The sequence below is a fragment of the Algoriphagus vanfongensis DSM 17529 genome, assembly GCF_000429465.1.
Lineage (GTDB): Bacteria > Bacteroidota > Bacteroidia > Cytophagales > Cyclobacteriaceae > Algoriphagus > Algoriphagus vanfongensis.
The window spans coordinates 356,707-369,256 of the sequence record NZ_AUBX01000009.1 but is presented as its reverse complement, the minus strand read 5'-3'; the positions used below and the strand labels follow the sequence as shown (position 1 = coordinate 369,256).

Here is a 12,550-nt window from a genome sequence, read left to right as displayed (position 1 = left end):
TTTTGAAATTTTATAAAAAGAATTTAAACATCTGGTATTAATTTAAAGCAGTCAATCACACTAAACCCTCTTCTTAAGAGTTCAGATTAAAAGATAAAAATCAGAGTAACAGCATGAGGTTTTTCTTTCTGGTATTATTACTGACAGCAGGGATCACCCCATTATCTGCCAATGAATTGGAGGCGGAATATCAGGTAGTACCCTGTCTGCCTGATATAGCAGTAGAGATCATACACGAAGCTTCCGAGACTATCCCTACCCTAGCTGAGTTTTTCAGGGTGGTCCAAAAGAATTATTCAAGTGAGCGAACTCACAGCCCTAGCCATCCTTCTATGGATTGGGGACTTACTTTTTTCCAATGCAAAATCAGCAGCAGCTACTCACCGGTTGTAGAGCTCTGTTCGATTCATAGAAGGATACAGACGGGCATTCGAGCCAATGCTCCTTGATACAGGCCGCTCCCGCCCTGTAGCAAATCAAAACCTATCCTTAAAAACCCTCACATGAAAACTAGTAAGCCCCTTGGCTTTTCTTATAGGAAAAGCTATGATTCTTATTTATCTATCTCCCTACTATTGTCCATGACAATACTTGCCTTGGCCTGTCAGTCCAATCCCAACAAGGCTAAAAAGAACAAGAAGCAACCGGAAATCCCAGTACTCGCTCTGGAGCCTACAGATGTAGAAGTTCCGCAAACCTATATCTGCGATATCCAAGCGGTGCAGTTTGTAGATGTCAGATCCAAAGTCTCAGGATTTGTAGATCACATCTATGTCGACGAAGGTCAATTTGTGAAAAAAGGCCAAAGTCTCTTCCAGCTTTCCAGTGAGGAATTCAATGAGCAGGTCAATTCTGCTCGTGCCAACCTAATGCGCGCCAAAGCAGAGCAAAAAGCTGCCCTGGTGGAAGTGGAAAGACTTCAAATTCTGGTCGATAAAAAAATCATTTCTCCTTCCGAACTGGAATTGGCCAAATCGAAAAAGGCCGTGACCGATTCTGAAATTGCACAAGCAGAATCCCAACTGAAAGCAGCCAGAACAGGGCTTTCATACACTACCGTAAAAGCTCCATTTGATGGAATCGTGGATAGAATTCCTCACAAAATCGGTAGCCTAGTAGCCGAAAATGACCTGTTGACTTCAATTACAGATATCTCTTCGGTATTCGCATATTACAAAGTCAATGAGAATGAGTATCTGAATTTTATGCGAACCAAAATTGAGGAAGGTTCAGCAGAGGAATTGAACGAGCAATTGACTTTGATTCTGTCTGACGGTCAGATCTATCCCGATAAAGGAATCTTGGAAACTACTGAAGGAGACATAGAGTCCGGAACGGGTTCCATCGGTTTCCGGGTAAGATTCCCCAACCCAAATCAATTGATCAAGCATGGTGCTTCCGGTAAAATCCAGATGCTTTCTAAGCTGGAAGATGTGTATTTAATTCCTCAAAAATCAACTTTTGAAATTCAGGACTTCACCTATGTCTACATGGTGGATAGCGAAAATGTGGTAAAAGTGAGAAGCTTTAAGCCGATCCAGCGATATGGCAATTATTACTTGGCCGATGGGTTCAACCCCGGTGACAAGATTGTGTATGAAGGAATCCAGCAGGTTCAGGATGGAAGTTTGGTTCAGCCAAAGACCGTTGCCTCCTCGGATGTGTACCAAGATTTTGTAACTGTTCGCTGATTTAGTCTCACCACATTAGTACCCATTATGTTTGAATTATTTATCAGAAGACCGATTCTTTCGACGGTCATCTCGGTTTTTATTACCCTATTGGGACTGCTGGCATTGACCTCATTGCCGATCACCCAGTTCCCAGACATCGTCCCGCCCTCTGTGACAGTGACTGCCAAATACACAGGTGCAAATGCCGAGGTATTGGCAAAAGCTGTAGCTACTCCTCTGGAAAGAGCCATCAATGGTGTGCCGGGCATGGAATACATGTATTCCGTAAATACCAATGAAGGGATCACTTTGATCACTATTATTTTCCAAGTAGGAACAGATCCCGACCAAGCTGCTGTCAACGTCCAAAACCGGGTAGCGACGGTAGTCGATGAATTGCCCGAAGAAGTAATCCGTGCCGGTGTGATGACTGAAAAAGAGGTAAACAGCATGTTGCTTTACCTCAACTTGATCACCTCCGATCCTGCACAGGATGAGAAGTTTGTTTACAACTTTGCTGATATCAATATCCTTCCTGAACTGAAGCGGATTGACGGGGTTGGTTTTGCTGAAATCATGGGGATGAAAGATTATGCCATGCGGGTTTGGTTGAAGCCAGATCGTCTAGCCGCCTATGATATCTCTCCTCAGGATGTGACAGAAGCCATCCAGAACCAAAACGTGGAAGCAGCTCCGGGTAAATCAGGGATTTCATCTGACCGGGACCCCCAAGCTTTGCAATATGTATTGAAATACACGGGTAAATTCAATGATGAAGAGGAATACAGAAATATCACTCTTAAAGCTCTGCCGGATGGTTCTCTTTTGAAATTGAAAGATGTGGCCGACATTGAATTTGATGCACTGGACTACAACATGATGTCCATGACTGATGGAAGACCTTCTGCCTCCATCATGCTTAAGCAAAGACCTGGCTCCAATGCAAGTGAAGTAATCGAGAACATCAAAATCAAAATGGAGGAATTGGAGGGTAGCTCCTTCCCTCCGGGAATGTCCTACAATGTTTCTTATGATGTGAGCCGCTTCCTAGATGCATCGATTCATGAGGTGATCAAGACATTGATCGAAGCATTTATCCTCGTATTTATTGTCGTATTCTTATTCCTACAGGACTTCAGATCGACTTTGATTCCGGCGATTGCTGTACCAGTTTCCTTGGTCGGCACGCTGTTCTTCATGCAACTATTTGGCTTCTCGATCAATTTATTGACGCTATTTGCATTGGTACTGGCGATTGGTATTGTTGTGGATAATGCCATTGTTGTCGTGGAAGCTGTGCACGTAAAAATGCATGATCTCCATCTCAACGCCTTTGATGCAACCATCGAAGCAATGAAAGAAATCGGTGGTGCAATCGTGGCAATTACTTTGGTCATGTCTGCAGTTTTTATTCCGGTAAGTTTCCTTTCAGGGCCGGTAGGGATTTTCTACAGGCAGTTTTCTTTGACACTGGCCATTGCCATTGTGATTTCAGGGATTAATGCATTGACGCTCTCTCCTGCCTTGTGCGCGATGATGCTGAAGCCGATGTCCCATGATCCAAACAAGAAGAAAGGTGCTATGCAGCGATTCTTTGATGGGTTCAATGCGAAGTACGATGCATTGGCAGGCAAATACACCAATATCATTTCAGGAACAGCAGGTAGAAGAGCCGTCACCTTTGGAGCATTATTTGTCTTCTTTGCCTTGACTTACGGGATGATTTCCATTGTTCCTACAGGTTTTATCCCAAATGAAGATCAAGGGATGATCTATGTGAATGTCACTACACCTCCAGGTGCTACGGTGGATAGAACCACGGAGATTATGGATCAAGTTCAAGCGGCTCTATTGCCTTTGGACGAGGTAGAAACAGTCTCAACCCTAGCTGGATATTCCCTGTTGACAGAAACAGCGGGAGCCTCCTACGGGATGGGCATGATCAATTTGAAATCTTGGGATCAACGAGAAATGAGTGTCAATGAATTGATTCTTGATTACTCTGAAAGAACCGCCCACATCAAAGGTGCAGATATCCAATTCTTTGCGCCTCCACCAGTTCCGGGTTTTGGGAATGCTTCAGGTTTTGAAATGAGACTTCAGGATAAGTCCGGAGGTGATTTAGATAATATGGCCTTGGTGACGGAAGAGTTTGTTCAGGCTCTGAATGACCGCCCAGAATTGGATGCTGTTTTCACCAACTTTGACCCGACTTTCCCTCAGTTTATGATCAGTGTGGATCATGATAAAGCGGCCAAGCTTGGTGTGTCTGTTCAAGATGCCATGGCCACTCTGCAGAGCTATATCGGTAGTTTCTATGCTTCCAACTTTATCCGATACGGACAGATGTATAAGGTGATGATCCAAGCATCTCCGGAATACAGAACCTCTCCGGAATCACTATTGACCATGTTTGCCAAAAACAAGGATGGGGAGATGGTTCCCTATTCCAACTTTGTGAGTTTGGAAAGAGTCTATGGACCAGAGCAGCTGACCCGATACAATATGTTTAGCTCAGCAATGGTGTCTGGAGAAGCAGCAGAAGGCTATTCATCAGGTGATGCCATCAAAGCTGTAGAGGAAGTTGCTCTGCAAACCTTGCCTCGAGGATTCTCTATTGACTGGTCCGGTATTACCAGGGAGCAAATCGCTTCCGGAAATCAGGCTGTCTATATATTCTTGATCTGTTTGGTCTTTGTGTATTTGCTGTTGGCAGCGCAGTACGAAAGCTATATGCTACCTCTTTCTGTGATCCTTTCACTTCCTGCAGGGATTTTCGGTTCCTACTTCTTCTTGAATTTGGTTGGCTTGCAAAATGACATCTATGCGCAGGTTTCACTGGTCATGTTGATTGGGTTGCTGGGCAAAAATGCCATCCTGATCATCGAGATCGCCATCCAAAACCGTAACAAAGGTTTGGGAATCCTAGAAAGTGCGATTAAAGGTGGTGTCGAACGACTAAGACCAATCTTGATGACATCTTTCGCTTTTATCTGTGGGTTGATACCATTGACTATCGCTTCGGGAGCAGGTGCCATTGGTAACAGAACCATCGGTACTGCTGCAGCCGGCGGGATGTTTATCGGTACTTTGATCGGAGTATTCTTGATTCCTGGATTGTATGTGGTTTTTGAAACCATTGATACCAAAATGAAAGCTAAAAAATCACAGAGACAAACTACAGTAAACCAAGAACCGGTACTAGAACTATGAGATCCAAGACTTTAAAAATCGCCTTGTCTTTCGTCCTTCTGGCCGGATGTAAAGTACAGCAAGATTCATTACCTGAATCAAGTTTAAGTTTGCCAGAAACCTATGAAACAGCTGTATTGGATAGTGCATCCAATAGCTCTCAGATTGTATGGACGGAGTTTTTCCAAGATGAAAAACTCAAATCTCTGATTCAGGCAGCTCTGGATAATAATCAGGACAATCAGCAGACCTTGTTGAAAATCAATGCTGCAAGAGCGTCTATGCTGAGAGCTAAAAGAGGTATCCTTCCTTCAATTTCTCTGAATGCTGGTGCTGCTCAGAGAAAGTTTGGGGAGTATACGATGGATGGTGTGGGTAATGCAGACACCAATCTATCTGACAATGTTCCCGCAGACAAAAAGATCCCGTCGCCTTATAAGGATTTCGTGGTCGGTGCTGAATTCTCCTGGGAGATTGATGTTTGGGGTAAGCTGAGAAGCCGGAAAAAAGCTGCAGTGGCCCGATTGATGGCATCTGAGGAAATGAGCCGAAGCATACAAACATGGTTGATCTCTGAAGTAGCGTCCAATTACTATCATTTACTGGCCATAGATCAAGAAATCGAAGTTTTGAAAGAAAACATCAGTCTTCAGGAATTGGCGCTACAATTGATCACCGAACTCAAAGAAGGAGGAAAAGCCAATCAGCTGGCAATCGATCAGTTTGAAGCTCTGGTACTGAACACTAAAGCTCAATTGCAAGCTAAAAACAGAGAACTGAAGAGTGCTGAATACAATTTGGCAAGACTAGTAGGAACACTCGATTTTTCATTTGAAAGAATGAAGCTAGATCAAGCGATCACCGCACAAACTGATCTGGAAACAGGACTTCCTGCTGAGCTGATCCAATATAGGCCAGATTTGAAAGAAGCTGAGATGCAATTGGAAGCAAGCAAGGCGGATGTTCATGCCGCCAAAGCTGCCTTTTACCCTTCTTTCAATTTATTTGGAATGGCGGGATTCAATGCCTTTGATTTCAGTAAGCTGTTTTTGAGTCCAGGATCCGGCATCTATCAGTTTGGTGCTGGGTTGACTGCACCATTATTCAACCGAAGAGAAATCAGATCTCTCTATGAAGTCGCCAAAGCTGATCAGCAGATTGCTTTATTGGAGTACGAAAAGAAGACATTAAATGCCTACCTGGAAGTGCTGGATCTGATCAATCAAATGGACACCTATGATCAACAGTTGAAAATGAAACAGTATGAAGTTTCTGTTTTAGAAAGGGCAATTGAGCACTCCAACACTCTATTCTCTGTTGGCTATGCCAACTATCTGGAGGTGATCAACGCGCAAAGCAGAACCTTGGAATCGGCGATTGAACTGGCTGATTTGAAAGCATCCAGACTTCAGGCAAATGTGAAGCTTTACAAAGCACTGGGAGGCGGATGGAATTAAAAAGTAAACTTATCTTCTAGCAAAAAGGCTATCTCAAACGGTTTTGAGATAGCCTTTTTTTAGGGTTTAAGCTCTCATGATTCGAGCAGATCCAAACCGTATCTAGTTTCTGAATTATTCAGGATGCGTCACATAGCGCTCAAAGAACTCGACGATTCTTCCGATTCGATCCAGCCTTCTTTGTACTGCCCCTGATCTGGATAGTTCATGTCCTTCTTCCGGATAGCGAATGTACTCTACTGGTTTGTTGAGGATTTTCAAGCTTTTATACAAAAGCTCCGATTGACGAACGCCTGTTCGCAAGTCACTATCTCCATGGAAAATCATCAAAGGTGTTTGAATGTCTTGAACATAAGTTTGAGGGCTGTTGTAATCCAATATTTCTTTGGCACCCTCTTCCCAAGGATAGCCAAAATAATTGGGCACCAATCTCCAGGCATTTCCCTCACCCATAAAGAACGTGAGCTCATAGACTCCTCGCTGTGCCAAAGCTGCTTTGAAGCGGTGATCATGCCCCACGATCCAAGCTGTCAAATAGCCTGCATACGATCCACCGGTCAATACCAATTGGTCTTCATCGATCCACTCATAGAATTCTCCAGCCTCATCCAATGCTGCCAAAACATCCTTCGCTGGACCATCTCCCCAGTCCCGATAGTTTCCTTTCTGAAAGTCTTTTCCATAACCTCCGCTACCACGAGGATTGGCATAGACCACACCATAACCACGGCCTGCCAACACCTGGAATTCATGCCACATGCTGAGTTCGCCCGGTCCCCACATAGCAGTAGGGCCACCGTGCATTTCCAATAAGGTTGGATACTTCACCCCTTCTTTTTGTCCGAAAGGAGGCATCACCCAGAAGTCCACATCAAACTCATCCACTTTGACTTCATGAGCCGTAGGCATGGAAACCCAGCGATCGGCCAGCCATTTGGCATTGTAGTCAGTCAGCATTTTTTGTCCCTTACCTTCTAGATCGGATAGATAGAGCTCATTGGGATTGGAAACCTGAATCAAAGAATACACGAGTTTTTCGCCTTGAACATCAAAATCTCCCACACCCACAGGGCCAGTGATCACTTTACTTACTTTCCCATTGGAAGCTTGCACTTTGTACAAAGTCGTTCCCCCCTCATTGGCACCTGCGAAATAAATCGCCTTGCTATCATCAGTCCATTTGGAACCTCCCAACCTTCTGTCAATGTCCTCGGTAAACCATTTGATAGAAGTTCCATCGGGTTTGGCAATTCCCAATAGACTCTGATTGAATGTTCTGTCTTCAGTATCCTGGGCATAGATCAAGAGGCTTTTTCCATCGGGAGAAAAGGTAGCTCCGGTATATCTATAATCATCTGAAGCCAAGAAGGTACTGACAGATTTGTCAGAAAGCATGACTTTGTAAATACCGGAATTCAAATCCATGGTGTAGTCAGGATGCCCCTCATACTCAAGACTTACGGTCAGAATATAAGATCCATCAGGAGCCCACTCCGCTCCACCAAAACTCTGGTAACCAGACGTCAGTACTTCTGAATGACCGGTAGTCAGATCATAAACTCCCAAATGTCTAAAGCTAATATCGGTAGATAGGCCTCTCTCGCCGAGAAAATTGAGACGATCAACTACCTGAGGATCCTTCTTGGAGGCATTCTTTGCCAACCAGGCGCGTAGCTCAGACACATCCCCATCCATATCGGGCTTCACATTTTCTTTTTCCAGCCCTTCCTTGATCGCTGCATAATTTGGCTCATCGCCATAGGTTCTACCTGGTCTTGGATTGTCCCAAGTAGGATCTCCGTCGATTGCCCATTCAGGCACAGAAAAGGAAAAGAGCAATTTGCTGCCATCCGGAGACCACACCGGAGAGGAGGCTCCGTATTTTTCGGAAGTCAAGACCTGTGCTTCTCCCCCGTCCAAAGGCAAAATCCAGATTTGGGCTTTGCCTTCCCAGCCTTTGGTAAAGGCCAGTTTCTTCCCATCTGGAGACAGGCTGAAGTTGGACAAATCATACGTCGGGCTATTGAGTACTTTGAGCTGAGATGGATCGCTCAAGTTCATCTTCAGAAGCTGACTTTTATACTCATAGTTTCCGTCTTTATTGGCTTCCATAAAATTCTTTGCAAAAATCAGGGAGGCGCCATCAGGGCTAATCTCCGGATTGGAAACGGTGACTATCTTGGTCATATCACTGAGTTGAACCGGCTTTTTGTCCTGAGCCTGAAGGGACCAGAGACATAGATAAAAGCAGAAAGAGAGTATTCCTGCTTTCAGTTTCAAGGCATTCTGCATGGTGGTTGGGGTCAAATATTGATTGAATAATAATCAACCTATGAAAAGCTAGTCATTAGTAAAAACCAAAGCATTTTGATCGGAAAATTGAGGAGGATGATGGGGCAAAAAGAGGTTTAATGGAAAGAATTCATTTTTATGATTTTTGACGATCTGCATATTCACCAGTATGCATCTTTTCAGTTTGATGGGTATGGATAAATCATCCATGGACGAAAGCAAACTGTCCGCATGGGAAGCGGTAAAATTCTAAATTGTTCCATAGCAGATTTGAAAGTATGGGCTATGCAGACTTCAGATAAAAAATAACCCCATTAGATCATAAGCATTTTTCCTTGAGGAAGAATTTGATATTTTGAAGAACTATAGAAATCGAGTTTAAAATTCAGGCTCAAATCGCCAAGAACCTATCATTTTCCTCACTTTATGAAAAAAATCTACCCACTATTGGGGCTTATCAGCCTAGCCAGTCTTACTATCTCCTGTAAATCGGAGGAGCATACTTTTAGAAAAAAAGACATCAAAAGTAGTGAAAAACTGATAGGATTGGATTTTTCGAAAGAAAACATCCAGAGTATGCATGGCTATCTGGAAAGAAACAAAAGGGGCTATGATAGTCTGAGAGCTTATGAGGTTTCCAATGAGACATTTCCTGCGGTAACTTTTGATCCCCATCCTTTGGGATTCCAGCTGCCAGAAGCTGGTCTTGCCCCTAGTTTTGAAATTCCGGAAGGTATAGAATTGCCTGAAAACCTTCAGGAATTGGCCTTTTACCCGATTCCCAAATTGGCTTCCCTACTTAAAAGCAAACAGATCAGTTCCGTGGAATTGACAAAGCTTTTTATAGACCGGATCAAAAAATATGATGGTAAACTTGAGTCTGTGATCACTTTGACAGAAGATCTGGCGATGCAGCAGGCTCAAAAAGCCGATCAGGAAATCGCTGCCGGGCAATACAGAGGAATATTGCATGGAATACCTTATGGGGTAAAAGATTTGATGGCTGTGGCGGACTATCCCACCACCTGGGGAGCAGAGCCCTATAAAGATCAGATGATCGACTATACCGCTACGGTAGTCCAAAAACTGGAAGAGCAAGGAGCAGTGCTGATCGCTAAATTGGTATCTGGCTCTTTGGCCCGGGGAGATGTTTGGTTTGGAGGAAAAACAAAAAACCCTTGGGACTTGACTCAAGGAGCCAGTGGCTCCTCAGCAGGATCAGGTTCTGCTACCTCTGCGGGATTGGTTCCTTTTGCATTGGGCACTGAGACCTTGGGATCGATCACCAGCCCGGCAACGCGAAACGGCGTGACAGGATTAAGACCTACCTATGGTAGAGTCAGCCGCTATGGAGTCATGAGTCTCAGCTGGTCTATGGATAAGATAGGACCACTGGCTAGAAATGCGGAGGACTGTGCGATTGTACTGGAGGCTATTTATGGCAAAGATTGGCAGGACCCCTCGACCAATGAGGTTCCTTTTTCATTTCCCACGAAGGATATCAAAGATTTTAAAGTTGCCTACCTCAAACAGGACATTGAGTCGGACAGCTCTGAATTTGGAAAGAACACCTGGGAAAGTCTGCAAGTATTTCAGGAAATGGGTGTAGAAATGGACTCCTTGGAATTGCCAGAAAACTTCCCCTACTCGGCTTTTGACATCATCCTAAGGGCAGAAGCAGGCGCTTTTTTTGATGTATTGGTCCGCTCAGGTGAAGTGGACGAAATGGTAGAACAACACGGAGGATCGCGGGCTGTATCACTTCGGCAAGCCCGGTTTATCCCAGCCGTCGAATACCTTCAAGCCAATCGCCAAAGAAGACAATTGATCGAAGAAGTGAATAAGCTTTTCCAAGAGTATGATGTGATTATTGCTCCGACCAACCGAAGTAGGCAGCTATTGCTGACCAATCTGACGGGGCATCCCGTGATTTCTATTCCGAATGGCCTTGATGAAAATAACAGACCGACCAGCTTCACCCTCATTGGCAATCTCTATGGTGAAGGCGCTTTGGTCGCTTTTGCAAAAGCTTATCAGGATCTGACGGAATTTGATGAAATGCATCCACCTGATTTTGTGGATTGATCTGAATTATTATTCAAAAACTGCCACTGCACGAACAGGAGAGCCTGTTCCTCTACGGATTTTGAGAGGGAGACCGATGAACCGAAACCTTCCTCTTCCGAGTAAAAGGTCCAAGTTGATCAGGTTTTCGTAGTGCGTGTAGTTGTAGTGCCCACAGATCTCATGAACTTGGCGGTTGGATACACCACTGACTCCTGGGTTCATCGTCTCTACACCGAAGGCTGCGATTTGCATTTCACCCAGCCATTCAGCTGCCGCTGCATCGATTCCGGGACCCTTTGGCCAATTTTCAGTTTGAAAGTATTTCTTGTAGTGGTCTGTACAGATCAATAAGGTATCCCCTTTTTCCAATTGCTCACCTGAAGCTTGAATAGCCGATATCAGCTCATTCTTAGTGATCAGTTCCTGAAGTCCTTTCTTCCTAAAGTCCACACAGAATCCAGAAGTGAAAAATTGAGTCAGCGGCATCTTTTCTATGGAGTGGCCCACATATTCTTTGGCCATGTGATTGCGCGCATCGACATGAGTACCGGTGTGTTCTCCCATTTCCAATCTATGAACACTGGGAGTTGGGTTTTCCGGATTTGGAATCCCCTCCCAATCTTCGTGACTGACATGAATTTCCATTTTCACCTGAGGCAGAGCTTTAAACACAGGCATTCCTTCAAAAATCTCCTGACTTAAATCAATGATTTCGGGCATTACTAATCCAGTTTTCCGTAGTAAAACAAATCCACATGCTGCGTATGATTTAAAGGCGCTAAAGGTATCCCCTGTAAATCAATTGAATAATAGTGTAAAGTCTTATCAGAATTGCTCGAAGCTTTGATTTGCTTATTGGGCAATTTGGTGTTGTATAGCTTTTTTCCATCCTTGTCAAAAAAGCTCAGTTCCCAATTCCACTGATCCTTTTTCATTTCAGATTCTACTACTTCTAGTTTTCGAGAAACCACAATTTCCAGATGATATGATTCGTAGCCCAAACCAAGCCCATAGGCATAACCGAATGTAGCTGATGAACTGACATTTTCTATTTTCTCTGCTCTTTTGACAATAAACTGTTCGACGATTTCTCTGGTCTGTCCGTAGGAAGATAAACTAAATTCAGTTTGTAATGCTCCCAGTTTATCGCTTAAATTCTGAGCGAGCAACTCTGAATTAAACAGGTAAGTAGTGGAAAGGAAAATAAGAATCGCTGTTAGTTTTTTTAGTATCATACAGAGTTTAGTTATTCCTACGTATTCAAAAATATCAGGGTTAAAAAACCACATCTACTAGATCAAAGTCATCAGAAAAAAATTACTCTTTCCGAAGATACTTTATATCAATGCTACTGGTTTTATCGAAAACAACCATGGGCAGATCCGTCAAATCAAAGCTGTAAAAGTTCATTGATTTTTCAGGGTTACTCAGATATTTCACCTGATCATCAGGGATATAAATCGTGGTAAGCTCCACTCCATTTTTTTTATAGAAAATGAGTTGCCAGTGATTTCTAGTTGCTCTTTTCTCTGATACTATTGATTCAAACTTCTTGTCCACTGTTAATTCCAAATGGAAGGATTCATATCCTAATCCCGCCCCATTATCATTGGTGAGATACATGGTTTTATTTCCTCTTTTAAGGATAACTTGATCAAAATAAACCCTTTCCGCGCCATTGGAAGTGATGTCAAACGTGGTAGAGGATCCACCCAGCCTATTGGTGATGGAAGTCAATTGCGCCAGAGCAACAGGAACAAAAATGTAATTACTGGCTAAAAGAAAAATAATGATGGCTAGTCTTTTTAGCATAGGAAGGAGTTTTTGATAAAAACGATATTTTTAATCGTGAGTTTGAAAAGACAGAAA

Annotated in this window: 9 protein-coding genes; 5 read left to right on the top strand and 4 right to left on the bottom strand. The window is 43.6% G+C overall.

Translation table 11 applies throughout. The features are described from left to right. Positions 1-113: 113 nt before the first annotated feature. The 4 genes from G460_RS0102840 to G460_RS0102825 are packed head-to-tail and all read left to right on the top strand — an operon-like array spanning position 114 to position 6,322. Entirely contained in the window at positions 114-449 is a 336-nt protein-coding gene (locus G460_RS0102840; RefSeq protein WP_026953955.1) for a hypothetical protein, read from the top strand. Between the two features lie 54 nt (positions 450-503). Continuing rightward, entirely contained in the window at positions 504-1,691 is a 1,188-nt protein-coding gene (locus G460_RS0102835; protein ID WP_026953954.1) for an efflux RND transporter periplasmic adaptor subunit, read from the top strand. A gap of 27 nt (positions 1,692-1,718) precedes the next feature. Then, positions 1,719-4,886, top strand: coding sequence for an efflux RND transporter permease subunit (locus G460_RS0102830; RefSeq protein WP_026953953.1), 3,168 nt, complete (start codon positions 1,719-1,721; stop codon positions 4,884-4,886). Beyond that, the gene (locus G460_RS0102825) at positions 4,883-6,322 is read left to right on the top strand and encodes an efflux transporter outer membrane subunit (protein WP_026953952.1); all 1,440 of its coding nucleotides are present in this window, start codon (positions 4,883-4,885) and stop codon (positions 6,320-6,322) included. The genes G460_RS0102830 and G460_RS0102825 overlap by 4 nt, the downstream gene beginning before the upstream one ends. Before the next feature lie 114 nt (positions 6,323-6,436). On the opposite strand, the gene G460_RS0102820 is transcribed toward G460_RS0102825, so the two are convergent. Beyond that, a complete protein-coding gene (locus G460_RS0102820) occupies positions 6,437-8,614 on the bottom strand; it encodes a S9 family peptidase (RefSeq protein ID WP_026953951.1) in 2,178 nt (725 codons plus the stop codon). 426 nt (positions 8,615-9,040) lie between these two features. Here G460_RS0102820 and G460_RS0102810 point away from each other — a divergent pair, with 426 nt between their 5' ends. Beyond that, positions 9,041-10,699 (top strand): amidase, encoded by a 1,659-nt coding sequence (locus G460_RS0102810; protein WP_026953950.1) that lies wholly within the window; start codon positions 9,041-9,043, stop codon positions 10,697-10,699. Between the two features lie 9 nt (positions 10,700-10,708). Here G460_RS0102810 and G460_RS0102805 read toward each other — a convergent pair whose 3' ends face one another. The 3 genes from G460_RS0102805 to G460_RS0102795 form a co-directional block, all read right to left on the bottom strand. Further along, on the bottom strand, positions 10,709-11,401 hold the full coding sequence (locus G460_RS0102805; protein ID WP_026953949.1) for a cyclase family protein: 693 nt from the start codon (positions 11,399-11,401) through the stop codon (positions 10,709-10,711). Between the two features lie 2 nt (positions 11,402-11,403). After that, positions 11,404-11,916, bottom strand: a complete 513-nt coding sequence (locus tag G460_RS0102800; RefSeq protein WP_026953948.1) for a hypothetical protein — start codon at positions 11,914-11,916, stop codon at positions 11,404-11,406. Positions 11,917-11,998: 82 nt separating this feature from the next. Further along, positions 11,999-12,493 carry a hypothetical protein gene (locus G460_RS0102795; RefSeq protein ID WP_026953947.1) on the bottom strand — a complete coding sequence of 165 codons (495 nt, stop codon included), beginning with the start codon at positions 12,491-12,493 and terminating at the stop codon, positions 11,999-12,001. Positions 12,494-12,550 lie beyond the last annotated feature (57 nt).